A 17,376-nucleotide genomic window follows, 5' to 3' on the forward strand; every position below is an offset into this window, starting at 1 on the left:
TTTGCGCGTCGCGGCGCATCCTTTTCTGCCCCTATTTTGTGCACCCGTAACGCCCACAGGCGCTACCTGTTGACCCCCACCGTAGAATTGAGTTTATGGCTGGATTAATCCGCAAAGAAGACATTGACGAAGTCCGCGCCCGTACCGATATCCGCGAAATCATTGAAGGCTACGTGAGCCTCAAAAGCGCCGGTATAGGCACCTTCAAGGGGCTGTGCCCGTTCCATGACGAGCGCACGCCCTCCTTCAATGTGCGCCCGCAGGTCGGCTCGTACCACTGCTTCGGCTGCGGTGAATCCGGTGACGTGTACTCCTTCGTCATGGCGATGGAGCACACCAGTTTCGTTGAGACGGTGGAGCGTCTTGCCGCCCGTATTGGCTACACCCTGCACTATGAGGGCGGTAAGCCCGGCGACCGCTACGAGGCGGGTATGCGCCGCCGCCTGCTCGATGCGCACAAGATTGCCGCCGAGTTCTTCGAACGCAACCTCTATAGCGCTGATGCGCAGGAGGCGCAGCGCTTCCTCGGTGCCCGCGGGTTTGACCCCGCCGCAACCCGCAAGTTCGGTGTCGGCTACGCACCCCGCGGCTGGGACCACCTGCTCAAGCACCTTCGCTCCCAGGGCTTCACCGACGAGGAGCTGAAGGCGACCGGCATGTTCTCCGAGGGCAACCGCGGCCTGTACGACCGCTTCCGCGGCCGCATCATCTGGCCGATTCGTACTATTGCCGGGGAGACCATCGGCTTTGGTGCCCGCCGCCTCTTTGATGACGACCAGGGCCCCAAATACCTCAACACCCCCGAAACGCAGCTGTATAAGAAATCCCAGGTGCTCTACGGCATTGACCTGGCAAAACGCGATATGACCAAGACCAAGCAGGTCGTCATCGTGGAAGGCTACACGGACGTCATGGCGGCACACCTTGCCGGCGTCACCACCGCCGTAGCCACCTGTGGCACCGCCTTCGGCCCCGGCCACATCAAGATGGTGCGCCGCATGATTACCGACGACGGCTCCGGCGGCGAAATTATCTTCACCTTCGACGGCGACGCCGCAGGTCAGAAAGCCGCCATGGCTGCCTTCCAGGAGGATCAGCGTTTCGTCGCGCAGACCTTCGTGGCGGTTGCCGAGAACGGCATGGACCCCTGCGACCTGCGCCTGCACAAGGGCGACGCCGCCGTGCGCTCGCTGATTGCTTCGCGCCGCCCGCTGTTCGAGTTCGCGATTGATTCGACCCTCGCCAAGTACGACCTGGCGACCCTTGAAGGCCGCGTGCTGGCGATGCGCGCCATCGCCCCGATTATCGCCGGCATCAAGGACCGCGACCTGCGTCCCGCCTACATGCGTAAGGTCTCCGGTCAGCTCGGCCTGGAGCTGGACGAGATTCAGCGTGCCGTGGCGTACGCGCAGAACCACCCGAAGCTTTCGCGCACCCAGCAGGCGGAGGCTACCGCCGCCACGCCGCGTTACGAGCGTCTGAACGAAGGCTCGCAGGGTCAGCCCGGTATGGCACATACCGACGCGCCCTACGACCCCGCCTACGATTCACCGCCCCCGGAGGATTACGCCGCGCCCAGCGCCTACGCCGGGCAGAACGCCGCCGCGCACCCGCCGAGCAGCATTCAGCCCGCCGCACCCCAGCCGGAGGCGACCGCCCCCGCAGTCGAGGAGTTCCTCACCCCCGACCCGCGCGACCCGGTTGCACGCCTCGAAAAGGCTGCGCTCGAGATTGCCCTGCAGCACCCCGAGCTCATCAGCGTGGAGCAGTGGCGTAACCTCGCCACCGTGCAGTTCCGCTACCGCACCCACCGCGAGGTGGCCGCCGGCATTATTCACGCGGCAACCGTCATGGCACCCACCCCCGGCATCGAATGGATTAACTGCGTGCGCTCCGGCGCGGTAGAAGGCGTACACCCCGCCATCGCGGAGCTCGCCGTCTCACCGCTACCGGTCAGCAGTGCCGAGCGTCTGCCCGGTTTCGTCACCGGCGCGCTCAACGCCCTGTTCGAACAGCAGATTGCCCGCCAAAAATCCGACCTGATGATGCGCCTGGAACAGCTCAGCGCTAACCCGGACGACGAAGAGTTCGAGGCGGTACAGCGTCAGCTCCTGGAACTGGAGATGCGCCGCCGACAGCTCAGCGCCCAGCGCGGCTAAGCACGATTCCTTATGGGAGCCCCGGCTGTCTGCCGAGCGTTTTACGTTCCGCAGACAGCTGGGGGAGTAGCGCGGGTTAACCGGAACCTAAGCCCCACTCTAATCACGCAGCCCAAAGAGTGATGCACTTCATAGCATTTCAAGTTGCGGAGCCCAAGCAGTCCCGGTATAGTTATTACTCGTTGCAAGGGAAACCAGCAACGAAAACAAAATAATCCCCCGTAGCTCAATTGGCAGAGCATTCGACTGTTAATCGAAGGGTTACTGGTTCGAGTCCAGTCGGGGGAGCGCATAAAGCAAGAACCCCTGAGGCTTCGCCTCGGGGGTTCTTGCTTTATCTGTTCCTCTGGCTCGAACCAGTAACCACTCCACCCTACGTGAGCGCTGGGGCGCTCCCTCCAGGCCCTCGGGCTTACGCCCTCGGCGGGATAACGGTTTTTACTTCCTCGCGCGCTCGGAAAAACCGTCACCCCGCTGTGTCGAGTCCAGAGCAACAGTGGCATACGGGGTGGTTGAGATTTTTGGTTCCTCGCGCGCTCGGAAAATCTTTGCCTCGCTGGTTCGAGTCCAGTCGGAACGTTCCCTCTAAACCGTGCACCAGTAACCCCTCGGGCTTACGTCACCGGCGAGGCAAAGATGCCCCACCGCGCAAAAATATGAAGTCTAACGCACCGAAAAGTTCACCCCGTCCACACGCGCCGCACCCGCCTCCCGGATACCGCGGGGGAGTGCCCCTCCGGCACCCTCTTACACCTACTCCAGAGCAAATCCACAGACGCAACCAAGCCCAGAATGCTACGCCCGCAGCTCAATACAGACCTCAGAAAGTCGAAAATACCTGAAGAGATAGCGTAAACCCCCGTTCAAACGGTCACGCGGGGGTACCATAAGGGGCTAAACTATAGGAGGTGGAGTGCGAAAAAGAAGCCTCCAAAAACACGTCACGGAGAGGTGGTCATGACCACTACTACTAATCCCAAGGCACCCAAGCGTTTCTTTGCTGGCATCAGCGGGATTAAGTCCGGCGTCGCGAACATCATCGACGCTGGCAAAACCTTCAAGACCCTCGGACCCAGCCAGATCAAGGACGAAATCCAGATTGCAAAGCACGAGCTGAAGACCAAGGGCATCGCCGTTGGTAAGGGCGCAGCCTTCTTCGGCGTCGCAGCAGTCTTCGGTCTGTTCCTGATCATTGCGCTGGTCGCCGCAGCAATCCTCGGCCTCGGCACCGTCATGCCCTACTGGGCATCCGCGCTGATCTTCGCCCTCATCTTCCTCATCGTCCTGGCAATTTGCGCACTGGTCGGTCTGAAGAAGGTCAAGGCTCAGCTGCCGTTCAAGCCCGAATCCGCAATCTTCGGTCTGCTCTTCGACCTCGGCGTACTCAAGGAAGGTACCGCCATGTCCGCTGAGCGCCTGAAGAAGGAACAGGCAGAGCGCGCCGAGCAGAAGGCTAAGGAAGCCGAAGAGGCAGCAGAACGCGCCCGTAAGGAAGCTGAAGAGCGCAAGGCACGCGGTGAGGAAGAGCCCAAGCCGCCGACCTTCGAAGAGCTCAAGCAGCGCACCGCAGAGCGTCGCCAGCACCTGGCAGCCCTGCGCGACGACCTGCAGTCCTACACCGGCGACGTTCAGTCCAACACCCAGCAGGCTCTGGATGCACTCAAGGCAGTGCCCTCCGAGGTTGCTGCAGGTGCAGCAGCTACCGGCCGCGGCCTGGCAGAGAACGTGCGCAAGCCCGAGGTTCTGCAGGCACGCTGGAAGTCCTTCGCAGCACTGGGTGCATCCATTGCAACCGTCCTGCACTTCCTGAACCGCCTGGTTCGCCGCTAAAACCGGCACAAGGGTTTAACGCCAAGCGTCCAAACGCCCCGATATTCGTATCGGGGCGTTTGTGCGTCTACGGGCAGGTTCCCGGCGCCTGTCTCAACGGTTGGTTTAGAGGTAACTCCCAGCCAAAGCCGCCCGCCACAAGTCGGAGAAGGACGCAGCTCACAGGTAGAATAGACAAGTGCTGTACGTACTGGACCCACCCGGTGCACGCGGCAGACAGAGGTAGAAGCGGCGCACCGTCGCACCCGAAACCCCAAAGTCACCGACACACTACACCCCGATGAGGAGCCCCGTCATGGAACAGGCAAAGACGATTCTGATTGGCGCAGAAACCTACCCGCCGGACATCAACGGTGCAGCACAATTCGGTCACCGCCTCGCCACCTCCATGCTCAAGCGCGGCCACTCCGTACACGTGGTCGCCGCCAGCCCCATCCCCGGCCCCAGCTACCGTACCGAGGTAGAGGGCGGCATCGTGGAGCACCGCCTGCGCTCGCACCTGCCCCCGACCCACGAGACGAACCGCATCTGCCTGCCCTGGGAGATCTGGTCCGAGGTCGGCGCGATTCTCGACGAGGTCCGCCCGGATGTGGTGCATGTGCAGTGCCACTACATCATTGGTCGCGCCCTGATTTTCCAGGCAAAGCGCCGCGGTATTCGCGTGATCGCAACCAACCACTTCATGCCCGCGAACCTGGATCCGTTCCTGCCGTTCCCCTCTCCCGTGAAGCGCGTGATTGAGAAGGTGACCTGGAAGGACATGCGTTTCTGCTTCTCCAAGACCGCGGTCGTCACCACCCCCACCCAGATCGGTGCGGATGCGATGCGCGACCTGGGTCATTTTGACCGCCCGGTCATGCCGGTTTCTAACGGTATTGAGATCAGTGACTACGAGCTGGCTGAGGGCGCCGACGCCGGTAAGGTCCCCGGTGAGTTGCGTATTGCATTCGTGGGTCGCCTTGCCGAAGAGAAGAACGTGGACGTGCTCATCGAGGCGCTCTCCCTGCTGCCCGATACCCTCGAGCACGTGGTGCTGGATATCGCCGGTGGCGGTGAGCTACGTGAGGCACTCGAACAGAAGGCGCACGATTGCGGTGTGTCCGACCGCGTGATTTTCCGCGGCTTCGTTCCGGATGAGCATCTGCCCGAGGTGTACCAGATGGCTGACGTGTTCTGCCAGCCCGGCACCGCTGAGCTGCAGTCTCTCGTCTCTCTGGAGGCGATGAGCGCCTCCACCCCCGTGGTGCTCGCGAACGCGCTGGCTCTGCCGCACCTGGTGGAGGATGGCGTGAACGGTTACCTCTTCGAACCCAATAACGCTCAGGATTTGGCGAAGAAGCTGGAGGCTGTGCTCTCCCTGCCTGCTGCTGAGCGTGAGCAGATGGGCCGCGAGTCCCGCCGCATCGTGGGCTTCCACAGTGCGGAGAACACCTGGCGTACCTTCGAGGAGCTGTACGTGAGCGACGCTCCGTACCAGCGTTACCTGGATTCGCGCCGATAAGCTTCTTTAGGTGCTGAGTAGTTGATTGAGCGTTTTTCGTTCTCAGTCGCTGTTCAGGTACTCTAGAGGATGGTGCTGGCGCCCCTTGCGCGCCGTCGCTGCACCGGATGGGGAGTTAGCTCAGCCGGTTAGAGCAGGGGACTCATAATCCCTTGGTCGCGGGTTCGAGCCCCGCACTCCCTACGGCCCCGCCCGTCGACTTCACCCACTTGTCGGCGGGCGGGGCTTTTTCGCGCCCTATTTTCGTGCATGGAATGCATCAACGGTGATGAAAATGGGTAAATGACGAACGAAGACGCATCATAGTTCTCGATAGGGTAGGGTTGAAGGGTCTTGTCACGAAAGGCAGGGCGATGCTGCCGGTAGGTGCCGATTCTGCTGGCGGTGTTGCTTCCACACACCATACGAGAGGATCTCAATGTCGGAGAACACTCCCAACAACCCGTCGCAGGGTGTAGCCGGAGGCTACGGCTACGACGCCGGCGCACACCCCGCACAGGACGCTTCGCTTCCGGGCCAGGCTGCTCAGCCGGGTAATGTAGCTCAGGCTGCTCAGCCGAGCCAGCCCGTGCAGTCGAGCCAGCCGGGTAATGCTGCTCAGCCTGCCGCAACGGTAGCACCTCAGCAGCCCGTTCAGCCTGAGCCCGTTCAGTCGCAGCAGGCGCCCCAGCCCGCTCCGGCGAGCGCTAATGCACAGCCGAATGCTGAGGCTCAGGCAGCTCCCGCACAGCCCGGTCAGCCTGCCGCCGCACCCCAGCCCGATGTTGCACAGCCCGGTACTGCTCAGCCCGGTGCAGCGCAGCCGGGTCAGCCCGGCCAGGCAACTTATGCGCCGAGCGCACCGCATCCGGCGGTGAAGGCACTGGGTGCTACCTGGAACGCGTTCTTGGACGTTTTCTCCAGCAACCCGGCGACCGCGCACGCTCGCATCTCTTCCGCAGGTGCGTGGGGTTGGATTGTTCCCACGACTCTGCAGGCGCTGGTGGGCGCGTTCTTCTTCAGCCAGCTGGTAATTCTGGCGGCGGTTGTCATGATGTCCATGTTGGGCTACATGTTTGGTGGCCGAAGTGGTGCTGCCTACGGTGGTGCCTACGCCGCACAGGCTGTGCCGACCGGACGCATGATTCTGGCGTACGTGCTGATGGCTCTCGCCATCTTCGGCGTGCAGGTTCTGCGCGGTGTGCAGCTGCAGCTGACCGCGCGCATTGGCAAGGCGCCGGCGTCCTTCACCGCGAGTATGCACGCTGTGTCGGTGTCTTCTCTGGTGCTGATTCCTTCGTTCCTGCTGCTGAACCTGCTCGTGTTCTTCTTGCGCCTCACCCGTAGCGGTGACGGCGCGTTCTTCCTGACCATGCTCATGGTTCTGGTGCTTGCTTTTGCGGTGTTCTCGGGTGAGGCTCTGACCTACCTGGGCCTGAACCGTCTGGGCCGCTTCGCGAAGTCCCCGATTATCATGCACGCGGCGCTGAGCACCGCATGGGTTCTGGCATCCATGGTTGTTTACTACGTGGCTATTCGCCTGATGGGAGCCTAGAATGCACGCGATGACTCATACCCCGGCTGCACCGGCTCGTCAGCGCTGGATGTTCCTGGCGGTTCTGCTGACCATTGCAGCGCTGATTCTGAGTGCCTGTAGCGCGAAGATTGAGACCCAGCTGGGTCTTGAGAGCGCCGAGAAGGGTACTCGTACGATTCTGGTTTCCTTCAACATGAAGGATAACCAGGACAAGGTTAAGGGCGGCACCCAGGCGCTGGATGCGTCCGTTCGTAAGCACCTGCCCGAGGGCATGGAGTACGAAGGTATTCAGTCTGAGGGCGAGAAGGCTCGTGCGACCTTCAAGGTCTCCTTCTCCTCCGTGGACGAGTACCACTCCAAGGTGACCTCCCTGCTGAAGGCTTCCGGCTCCGACATCAAGCCGCAGATCAGCATCGTCAACTCTGACCAGGGCCTGGTGCAGGGTATTCAGGTGAAGGAAAACTTCAGCTCGGGCGACCTGCTGGGCTGGCTTCCTGAAGCTCTGGTAGTGGACGGTGTGGTGTCTGCATCCAACAAGAACAGCGTTCTCAGCAGTAGTGATGAAACCACTGTGAAGTTTGGCGAGAAGGAAGTGAAGAACTCCGGTGGGTCTAAGATTTCCGCTAAGGATGTTCAGGACCGCGGTTTCCGTAACGTCATTCTTGACGTGAAGGAGAAGGACGGCGGTTACTCCGTGATGGTTTCCTTCGTCGCGAAGGAAATCATGAACACCGAGACTGCCTCGGCAGTCGACGCCTACCTGAACCAGGTCAAGCCTGAAGGCTCCGAGCTGAAGAAGGGCCTGGAGTCCTCGCAGGCGAAGGCATACGCCCCCTCCGCGTCGACTGCCAGCGCCAAGGAAGAAGTGGGTCGTACCCTGACCTTTAGCGCTTCTTCGATTGAGGACCTGGGCAGCGGTCTCAAGAAGCTGTTTGGCGCAAGCAGCACCGATTTCTCCGCCAGCCGTGAGGTAGTGGCGAAGGACAACACCTTCACCGTTCAGAAGAAGATTTCGGGTCTGCTGGACTGCTCCCTGCTGTGCTCCCCGAACGGTGATGGCCTGACCCTGACCATCGTGGACAGCAACGACAAGTCCTACATGGTTGACCCCGAAGGCCGTGCTAGCTCCTCCCGTTCTGGCGGTAGTAGCACTCTCATCGCGGTTGACCGCGTTTCTTCGCGCCAGATCGAGATGAAGAGCATGAAGGTCGCTACCTCCCTGGGCCTGGACGGTTCCATGGAAGCGCGTTTCCTCTACGCATTCCCGACCGAGGATGTTGCGGGCGCTGAGCAGAAGCTCAAGGACGTATTCGCGGGCGGCGGCGATGACGAGACCGAGGTACGCCAGGACGGCGACTCCACCATCGTGAGCGTCAAGGTTCGCGGTAAGGACGAAGCAGAGTTCAACCAGCGTCTGAACGCATACCTGCCCGACTCGAAGATTACCGTGACCCGCCCCGGTGGCTACCACCCCTTCGGCTCCGACTACACGGTGACCCCTGAAATCAAGCTCTCTTCGAAGCTGGGTAACTACTACTCGGCTCCCTTCGAGTTCACCTTCAAGGCTCCGACCTTCTCCTCGCTGGACCAGCAGAAGGTAGATGCCGCGAACAGCCTCGCGAAGAACTCTCAGCACGTGCAGCTCACCGTCAACGGTGGCGAGCTGAGCGTCAAGACCGACCGCGGTGTCAGTAGCACCTCCGGTCTGACTGTTCCGGTGTCAGGTCTGAGCATGACTGACGTAATCGTGGACGCGGTTATTGTGGGTCTGCTGCTGCTCATCCTGATTCTGCTGTTCCTGTTCCGCAAGAAGATTGCGGCGGCTCGCGCGAAGGGCCGTGAGCGTCGTGCCGCTTCGGCTGCTGCGCTGGGTGCTGCGGCTGGTGTTGCGACCGGTTACGGTGCAACCCAGGCTGACGCACAGGGCGGCTACGCTGCACAGAACGGTTACGCAGCTCAGAACGCTTACCCTGCACAGGGCGGCTACGCTGCTCAGCCCGGCTACCCGGCGCAGAACACCGCCTACGCCGCGGGTGATGATTCGCCGACTCAGGTGTTCACCCCGCAGCACGGTTTGAACTACGGCGAGAACGAACCGACCAAGGCAATGCCCGCGTACGATGCGCAGGCCGCACAGCCGGTTCAGCCTACTCAGCCCACCCAGCCTGCACAGCCGGTTCAGCCCGGTCAGACTGCTCAGCAGCCTGTACAGCCGAACCAGTTCGGTGCTGATGACGGTGACGTCCTCCAGTAAGCTGCTGACTCTAGTACCCCGCTAGAGAACGCAATCTAGGCTGGATTCTGTGGCCCGTTGCCTCCTTTTGGGGAGGTGACGGGCCACAGCTGTACCCAATGGGTGCCCCCGCCAGCACCCGTCTAATATCCACCCGGCACGGGTAGTAGAATGCTCGGCTCCTTTGACCCCAGCAGACTCATGGGGTTGATGTACTCGGCTTCCTTGCCGCTGCCGTCCCCGCGGGCGCCTCCCTGGCGTACACCCCAGTACAGGCACGGGGTGGAGCATCGCCGGTAGGGGCGCTCGCTGTTGCCGCCGGAGGCGGAGGCGACGGTGCCGATGACCTCACCGGCTGTAACCGTGGTGCCGACGGTGAGTGCTTCGTCCATGGGTTCGAAGGTGCTGCGCCGCCCATCCGGATGCGCAATGACCAGCACTTTGCGGTTGACGACCGTGCCGCTGAACACCACTGTTCCCGGTGCCGGTGCGTAGACGCGCCGGTCGTGTTCGGGTACGGCGAGGTCTACGCCGCGATGCCCGGCACTCCAGCGTTGGGCGGGCTTCTCAAAGGGGCGGACCACGTGCGGCCTGGATTCAGCGGTGGGGGAGCGGTAGCGTAGCCGGCTCGCGGCGAGCTCAACGGTGCTGGGAAATTGCGTACTGTCGGGAACATGTGCACTTGAGGCGGCGCCGTCTGCAAAACCAGTCCAGCCCGTAACGCCCATCCCGCCCGAATAATCCTGCCCGCCCGCGTAGCCCTGCCCACCAGCACACACGAGCGCGCCCAGCAGGCAGCACACCACCAGCACAGCGTGCCGCAGTGCCGCTTCTAAAGTCTTAATGCTCTTCTTCATCTTCTGAGCACATCACGAATCGCCCCGCCCCGCAGCGCCTCGCGAAAAATTGTGGATAACTCCGCCGTTTCCGCCTTAAAATCCGTTATCCACAGTGCCCCTGCACACACCCGCACCGCCCACGCAGGTTTTAACCCCGACCCGGCGGATTAATCGCGGAATATACGGTACAATGTCGTATTGCAGTGTGCCTGCGCGGGTATTTTCCCTCTTCGAAGGGGTTCCGCACAGCATCACTGACGACGCGCGGCGTGAGCGGCATCCTCACCACGGGGAGCCGATAAGGGACCTTCGGTCCACCCATACGGGGTGGTTAGGGCCTGAGCTGAACGGGTAACCGTGAACGCTAACCGCCGCCAGGAGAAACTGATAACTACTATGCGCGCGTTGGGCTAGCCCGAATGGGAGGTCCGCGCGGCACCACAAAGGAGACGACATGCCCGTCGTAACTATGCGTGAAATGCTGGACTCCGGCGTTCACTTCGGTCACCAGACCCGCCGTTGGAACCCCAAGATGAAGCGTTTCATCCTGACCGAGCGCAACGGCATCTACATCATCGACCTGCAGCAGTCCCTCGCCTTCATCGATAAGGCATACGAGGCTGTTAAGTCGACCGTCGCACACGGTGGCAACATCCTGTTCGTGGGTACCAAGAAGCAGGCTCAGGAAGTTATCGCTGAGCAGGCAACCCGCGTGAACATGCCCTACGTGAACCACCGCTGGCTCGGTGGTATGCTGACCAACTTCAGCACCATCTCCAAGAGCATTGAGCGCATGAAGGAACTCGAGCAGATTGACTTCGACGATGTAGCAGGTTCTCGCTACACCAAGAAGGAACTGCTCCTCATGCGTCGCGAGTTCGAGAAGCTCGAGAAGACCCTCGGCGGTATCCGCAACCTGTCCAAGGTTCCCTCCCTCCTGTGGGTTGTTGACACCAAGAAGGAGCACCTGGCAGTTAACGAGGCTCAGAAGCTGGGCATCCCCGTTGTTGCTATCCTCGACACCAACTGCGACCCCGACGAGGTTGCTTTCCCGATCCCCGGTAACGACGACGCTATCCGCTCCGTCAACCTGCTCACCCGCGTGATTGCTGACGCAGTGGCAGCCGGCCTGATCGAGCGCAACGCTAAGAAGAACGGCAAGGCTGAAGCAGCTGAGGAGCCCATGGCAGCTTGGGAGCGCGAGCTCCTGGAGCAGCACGAGGCTGCAAAGGCTGAAGAGGCAGCTAAGTAAGCTTTCTTAGCCCACTAAGCTTTATGCTTTGTGGCCCCCGCCTGTGGGGACCACGTTCGGACGGCGCCCGCCCTGACCTGGGCGCGGCGCCGTCCGCCATTTGTACCACCGGGATGTCATCCCGATTTATTACAGCAACACAAGGAGTTCACAATGGCGAACTACACCGCAGCAGACATCAAGGCACTGCGCGAGAAGACCGGCGCAGGTATGCTCGACGTCAAGAAGGCTCTGGACGAGGCTAACGGCGACCAGCAGAAGGCTGCCGAGATCATCCGCGTTAAGGGTCTGAAGGGCATCACCAAGCGCGAGGGTCGCGCAACCGCTGAGGGCCTGGTAGCTGCACGCGTTGAGAACGGCGTTGGCTACATGATCGAGGTCAACTCTGAGACCGACTTCGTGGCAAAGTCCGACCCCTTCATCGCTTTCGGCCAGAACGTGCTCGAGGCTGCTATTGCTGCTGACGCTTCCACCCTGGAAGAGCTGCAGGCTGCATCCTACGAGGGCAAGACCGTTGAGGAGCTGACCACCGACGCTGGTGCACTGCTCGGCGAGAAGATCGTTGTCCGCCGCGTTGCACGCGTTGAGGGCGAGAACGTTGCAGTTTACCTGCACAAGACCTCCAAGGACCTGCCCGCACAGGTTGGCGTTCTGCTGGCTGTCTCCGGTGAGAACACCGACGAGATCGCACACGACGTTGCAGTGCACATTGCTGCAATGAGCCCCAAGTACCTGGATTCCGAGTCCATCCCCGCAGACCAGATCGAGACCGAGAAGCGCGTTGCTCGCGAGACCGCAATCGCTGAGGGTAAGCCCGAGAAGATTCTGGACAAGATCGTTGAGGGTCGCCTGAAGGGCTTCTTCAAGGAGAACACCCTGCTGGATCAGGACTTCGCAAAGGACTCCAAGAAGTCTGTTGCACAGGTTCTGTCCGAGGCTGGCGCAACCGCAACCGCATTCGCACGTTTCCGCGTGGGTGCATAAGGACTCGATGCAGTTCTACCCTCCCGTATTACGGGTTCCCGGTAAGGGAAATCGTATGAGGTTGGGATTATAGCCTGAAGCCGGGTAGTCACCACTGGTGGCTACCCGGCTTTGCTGTATCCTTGATAAGGACTAGGCGGCAGGAGCCCGCCCAAATCACCCATAACAATCCCTAGGTAAGCCACTGGAGGAACCATGACTGAAGCGAATCCCCGCCCGATGCACCGTGACGAGACCGGCCGCCGCCGCGTTTTGCTCAAGCTTTCCGGTGAGGTTTTTGGTGGCGGTGAAGTTGGCATTTCGACCGAGGTCGTGCGCAGCATCGCTAAGCAGATTGCCGCAACCGTTGGCGAGGTTGAGACCTCCATCGTGATTGGTGGCGGTAACTTCTTCCGTGGCGCTGAGCTTTCTCAGGCGGGTATGGACCGCTCCCGTGCAGACTACATGGGTATGCTCGGCACCGTGATGAACTCCCTGGCTCTGCAGGACTTCCTGGAGCAGGAGGGTATTGACACCCGCGTTCAGTCCGCTATCACCATGCCGCAGGTTGCTGAGACTTACATTCCTCGCCGCGCGATTCGCCACATGCAGAAGGACCGCGTCGTGATCTTCGGTGCTGGTGCGGGTCTGCCTTACTTCTCCACCGACACTGTGGCTGCGCAGCGCGCCCTGGAAATCCACGCGGATGAGGTTCTGGTCGCTAAGAACGGCGTGGACGGCATCTACACCGCTGACCCGAACAAGGACCCCAACGCTGAGCGCCTGTACAACCTCACCTACGATGAGGCTATGCAGCGTAACATTCGCGTGCTGGATCAGACCGCGTTCTCCCTGTGCCGCGACAACAACGTGACCATGCGCGTGTTCGGTATGCAGGGCGAGGGCAACGTGACCCGCGCAATCCTGGGCGAGAAGATGGGTACCCTCGTTACTCGCTAAAACCTAAATTTTAGGTTGGGGCATGCCTGATGCCCCCTCTGATTGTGACCGTGCTCGATAGCGCGGACTTATTCTGGACGGTACCGCGCGGGTAGGCGCTAAAACTCGCTTATGCCCGCCGGTACCGTCTAGACTTATATCAAATACGACGTTCTGCCTCTTTCCCGCCGACTTTGTGTTATTCCTAAGGTTTTTGCCTCGGATGCGCCGTGGAGCCGGTGAGAAATCATGAGGGTTGAGCGTGCGCCCACCGACAATTCTGGCACCCCAGAATTCCGACAAAGGAGATCCTTTCGTGATCGAAGAAATCCTTGCCGAAGCCGGCGAGAAGATGGAAAAGACCATCGAAGCAACCAAGACTGAGTTCGCTAAGGTTCGTACCGGTCGTGTGAACCCCGCAATCTTCAGCGGCCTGACCGCAGAGTACTACGGTGCACCGACCCCGCTGCAGCAGCTGGTGTCCTTCAACGTTGAGGACGCACGTACCGTCAAGATCGTTCCCTTCGACGTGACCGCACTGGCAGCTATTGAGAAGGCTCTGCGTGACTCCGATCTGGGTGTTAACCCCAGCAACGACGGCGCAGCTATCCGCGTTGTCATGCCCGAAATGACCGCTGAGCGCCGTAAGGAATACACCAAGCTCGTCAACCACAAGGCTGAAGAGTCCCGTGTCTCCATCCGTAACGTCCGCCGCCACGCTAAGACCGCTATCGACAAGCTGGTCAAGGACAGCGAAATCGGTGAGGACGAAGGCGCACGCGCTGAGAAGGAACTGGACGCACTGACCAAGAAGCACATCGACCAGGTCGACGCACTGTACAAGCACAAGGAAGCTGAACTGCTCGAGGTCTAAACCCCAAATGAGTGCACGCAAAGAAGCGAAAGAAGAGAGAGGCGCGCCGCCGGCTCCACATCAGAGCCCGCAGACGGCGGTAACCCCCGTGAAGTCGCGTAGCGCTAAAGCAGGTCGTAACCTGCCCGCCGCCATTGGTGTGGGTGTTGGTTTCGGCGTGCTGTTGGTGCTTGGTCTGATCTACCAGCCGATTTTTGTGGTGATTGCAGCTGCTGCGGCTGGCCTGGGCGCCTGGGAGATTGGGCACGTGCTCAATACCCGCCGCGGCTACGGCATCCCGGAGTATCTGCTCGGTGGCCTGTCCGGCGTGATTGTGGTGGTGTCTTACCTGTTCGGTTTTACCGGGCTGGGCATCGCCCTGGCGGTGAGCCTGCTGGTGCTACTGCTCTCTTCTGCGCTCGTGCGTGCTGACCGTCAGGTCTCACTGGGTAAGTCTTTGAGCGGTAGCGCCCTCGCGCTGCTGTGGGTGCCGCTGATGCTGGGCATCGCCATGGTCTACTTCCAGACCGACCACGGCGAGCGCGGCGTCCTCATGATTCTGCTGATGGCCATCTGCAATGACACGTTCGGCTTTATTGCCGGCGTGAATTGGGGTAAGCACCCGATGGCGCCGAAGATCTCCCCGAAGAAAAGCTGGGAGGGCCTGGCTGGCTCCTTCGTCGGCTCGGCGGTGGTTGGCGCTATCGCGTTGGCGGTCATGGGTTCGCCCTGGTATTGGGCTATTCCGCTAGCTGCGGTCATGGTGGTCGCTTCGACTGCCGGTGACCTGGTGGAGTCCGTGTTCAAGCGCCGTATGGGTGTGAAGGACATGTCGAATATCCTGCCCGGCCACGGCGGCATGATGGATCGCCTGGATTCGATCCTTTTCGCTGCGGCGGCTGGCTGCCTGATTTTCCGGTTTATTATGCCGCTCTAAAGCTTCAAGCTTTTATTGCTCGGAGGCGGGGCGTCTCTTCCCACGAGTGGGGGAGGGGCGCCCCGCCTTTGCTGTATCCGGCTTTGCTGTATCCGGCTTTGCTGTACCCGCTGAATAGGGGCGCAGAAGTCAGGAAAGCAAGGGACTATATCTAAGACACCGCACGCCAACCTTGCGTCAGGTAGCCTGCGCATTGGTATTCTTAAAGTTCAATCGTCGAGAGGAGCCCACCTTGGCAAGCACCACCCGCGGAGGCGGATTTGCCCGTGCAGCAGAAACCGAACCCGGCTACAAGCGCAGTGAAGTAGACCGCCTGTTCACCCGCCTCGCCGAGGACTACGAGAAGCTCAGCGGAGCCTCCGAACTGCCCGAAGACCTCTACACCTCCCGACGAATCCGCCAGGTCGTCTTCCGCGAAGAACCCGGCGGCTACCAGCTGGACGTGGTCGACCGAGCCCTCGAAAAGATTGAGGAACGCTTCGCCAAGCTCGAACGCAGCCGCTACATTGAGGCGTACGGCCTGGACAACTGGGAACGCTCCCTCGTAGAGACCGGCGAACTGCTCGCGGGCCGCCTGGAACGCCCCGCCGGTGAGCGTTTCCGCCGCCCCAGCAAGCGCCGCCACATGGGCTACTTCGTCGGCGACGTGGACGCCATCTGCGACCGCGTGTACGCCCAGCTCAACAGCGAGGAGCCGCTGGACCCCTCCGTGGTGCGCCACGCAAAGTTCCGCCCCGCCTCGGGCACCGTCAGCTACGAGGAATCCCAGGTGGACGCCTTCCTGGACCGCTGCATTGAGCTGCTGCAGGACCTGCTCTAAAACGTTACGTGTAGAATCCCCCGCCCCGGACGACAGGGTGGGGGATTCTTCTACGCTGACTCCTTCTATGCTGAGGCGCCTCTACGATGGGGGCGGCGCCAGTACCCGGACACACCCGCGAGCTCATGAGACACTAGAACCATGAAGTTTGGATCCTCAGCACGTGTCGGCGGCAGCCGTGACCGCCTCACCGACGCCCTCACAGAACTCACCCGCGCACCGCAGCGCGTCACCCTCCTCGGCTCGACCGGCTCCATCGGCACCCAAGCCATGGAAGTCATCGACCACCTCGCCGCGCTCAAAGGCACCAGTGCCTCCGCCGCCGACGCACCGCTGAAGGTCGTCGCCCTCTCGGCGGGCTCCCGCTCCCTCGAACTGCTCGCACGCCAGGCAGTGCACGTGCGCGCCGAACTGGTCGCCACCAGCGGCACCGCCGAAGACGCGCAGCGCCTGCGCGAACTCATCGAAGCGGCAGCCTCCGAAGCCGGAATCACCGGCTACACCCCGCAGATCGCCCACGGCCCCGAAGCATCCGTACAGGCGGCAGCACACCCGGCAGACACCGTCCTGAACGGCATCACCGGCTCCATCGGCCTGGAACCGACCCTCACCGCCCTCAACAGCGGCTACCGCGTGGCACTCGCCAACAAGGAATCCCTCATCGCAGGCGGCCCGCTCGTACGCGCCGCCGTCGACGCATCCCCCCTGGACACCCCCATGGTGCCCGTCGACTCCGAACACTCCGCCCTCGCGCAGGCGCTCGCCTCCGGAACCGACGCCGAAATCGACCGCCTCATCCTCACCGCATCGGGCGGCCCGTTCCGCGGCTACAAGCGCGAACAGCTGCACGACGTGACCCCCGCGCAGGCGCTCGCACACCCCACCTGGGACATGGGCCTGGTCGTCACCACCAACTCGGCCACCATGGTCAACAAAGCGCTCGAAGTGCTCGAGGCACACCACCTATTCGGCGTGGACCTGGACCGTATCGACGTGGCGGTTCACCCGCAGTCCGTCGTGCACTCCATGGTGCAGTTCGTGGACGGCTCCACCATCGCCCAGGCGTCGCCGCCGAGCATGGTTCTGCCCATCGCCCTGGGTCTGACCTGGCCGCACCGCATCCCCGGCGCGGTGCCCGCTTGTGACTGGTCGAAAGCAGCATCCTGGACCTTTGAGCCGCTGGACGAGGAAGCATTCCCCGCCGTGCGCATGATCAAGGACGCAGGCAAGATCGGCGGCACCCACCCGGCAGTGTTCAACGCCGCCAATGAGGAAGCCGTGGCGGCATTCCACGCGGGCGCGATTCGCTTTACCGATATTGTCGATTCGGTTGCGCGCGTGCTGGAGGAACACACCGGCAGCGCTGAGGCTGTCTCTGACACTGATTTGACGCTGGAGGCGGTGCTGAACGCGGAGCGTTGGGCTCGCGTTCGTGCGAATGAGCTGCTGGGTATGACCGGCAACTAACCGGTTCTGAGGGGCGGTGTTCGTCCTCGTTCCTACAGGGGCACCCGCCCTCGCTTCGCTTCGGGCA

Annotated in this window: 13 protein-coding genes and 2 tRNA genes; 14 read left to right on the forward strand and 1 reads right to left on the reverse strand. The window is 61.7% G+C overall.

Going from position 1 to position 17,376, the window contains the following annotated elements:
- The first annotated feature begins 95 nt into the window (after nt 1–95).
- The 7 genes from dnaG (at nt 96) to QZ540_RS02500 (ending at nt 9,260) form a co-directional block, all read left to right on the forward strand.
- Nucleotides 96–2,159, forward strand: a complete 2,064-nt coding sequence (gene dnaG / locus QZ540_RS02470; RefSeq protein WP_294627479.1) for a DNA primase — start codon at nt 96–98, stop codon at nt 2,157–2,159.
- 215 nt (nt 2,160–2,374) lie between these two features.
- Nucleotides 2,375–2,447 (forward strand) — tRNA-Asn (locus tag QZ540_RS02475).
- A 669-nt stretch (nt 2,448–3,116) separates the two neighbouring features.
- Nucleotides 3,117–3,989, forward strand: a complete 873-nt coding sequence (locus QZ540_RS02480) for a phage holin family protein (RefSeq protein WP_294627481.1) — start codon at nt 3,117–3,119, stop codon at nt 3,987–3,989.
- Nucleotides 3,990–4,284: 295 nt separating this feature from the next.
- Complete coding sequence (locus tag QZ540_RS02485) at nt 4,285–5,490, forward strand: glycosyltransferase (protein ID WP_294627483.1); 1,206 nt, start codon at nt 4,285–4,287, stop codon at nt 5,488–5,490.
- 109 nt (nt 5,491–5,599) lie between these two features.
- Nucleotides 5,600–5,673 (forward strand) — tRNA-Ile (locus tag QZ540_RS02490).
- Between the two features lie 235 nt (nt 5,674–5,908).
- Complete coding sequence (locus tag QZ540_RS02495; RefSeq protein ID WP_294627485.1) at nt 5,909–7,024, forward strand: hypothetical protein; 1,116 nt, start codon at nt 5,909–5,911, stop codon at nt 7,022–7,024.
- Nucleotides 7,025–7,034: 10 nt separating this feature from the next.
- On the forward strand, nt 7,035–9,260 hold the full coding sequence (locus QZ540_RS02500; protein ID WP_294627487.1) for a flagellar motor protein: 2,226 nt from the start codon (nt 7,035–7,037) through the stop codon (nt 9,258–9,260).
- Nucleotides 9,261–9,382: 122 nt separating this feature from the next.
- Here QZ540_RS02500 and QZ540_RS02505 read toward each other — a convergent pair whose 3' ends face one another.
- Entirely contained in the window at nt 9,383–10,096 is a 714-nt protein-coding gene (locus QZ540_RS02505) for a M23 family metallopeptidase (protein WP_294627489.1), read from the reverse strand.
- A 436-nt stretch (nt 10,097–10,532) separates the two neighbouring features.
- Here QZ540_RS02505 and rpsB point away from each other — a divergent pair, with 436 nt between their 5' ends.
- The 7 genes from rpsB (at nt 10,533) to dxr (ending at nt 17,309) form a co-directional block, all read left to right on the forward strand.
- Nucleotides 10,533–11,330 (forward strand): 30S ribosomal protein S2, encoded by a 798-nt coding sequence (gene rpsB / locus QZ540_RS02510; protein WP_005507063.1) that lies wholly within the window; start codon nt 10,533–10,535, stop codon nt 11,328–11,330.
- Between the two features lie 153 nt (nt 11,331–11,483).
- Nucleotides 11,484–12,314: a translation elongation factor Ts gene (tsf, locus tag QZ540_RS02515; RefSeq protein WP_005507065.1), complete on the forward strand. Its 831-nt coding sequence runs from the start codon at nt 11,484–11,486 to the stop codon at nt 12,312–12,314.
- A gap of 195 nt (nt 12,315–12,509) precedes the next feature.
- On the forward strand, nt 12,510–13,253 hold the full coding sequence (gene pyrH, locus QZ540_RS02520) for a UMP kinase (protein ID WP_005507067.1): 744 nt from the start codon (nt 12,510–12,512) through the stop codon (nt 13,251–13,253).
- 295 nt (nt 13,254–13,548) lie between these two features.
- Nucleotides 13,549–14,106, forward strand: a complete 558-nt coding sequence (gene frr / locus QZ540_RS02525) for a ribosome recycling factor (RefSeq protein WP_005507069.1) — start codon at nt 13,549–13,551, stop codon at nt 14,104–14,106.
- An 88-nt stretch (nt 14,107–14,194) separates the two neighbouring features.
- A complete protein-coding gene (locus tag QZ540_RS02530) occupies nt 14,195–15,022 on the forward strand; it encodes a phosphatidate cytidylyltransferase (protein ID WP_294627493.1) in 828 nt (275 codons plus the stop codon).
- 232 nt (nt 15,023–15,254) lie between these two features.
- Nucleotides 15,255–15,842 (forward strand): cell division protein DivIVA, encoded by a 588-nt coding sequence (locus QZ540_RS02535; protein ID WP_049341682.1) that lies wholly within the window; start codon nt 15,255–15,257, stop codon nt 15,840–15,842.
- A gap of 141 nt (nt 15,843–15,983) precedes the next feature.
- Nucleotides 15,984–17,309, forward strand: coding sequence for a 1-deoxy-D-xylulose-5-phosphate reductoisomerase (gene dxr, locus QZ540_RS02540; RefSeq protein WP_294627496.1), 1,326 nt, complete (start codon nt 15,984–15,986; stop codon nt 17,307–17,309).
- Nucleotides 17,310–17,376: the final 67 nt, after the last annotated feature.

This window comes from uncultured Rothia sp., from assembly GCF_916049665.1.
In the GTDB taxonomy this organism is placed as follows: Bacteria; Actinomycetota; Actinomycetes; order Actinomycetales; family Micrococcaceae; genus Rothia.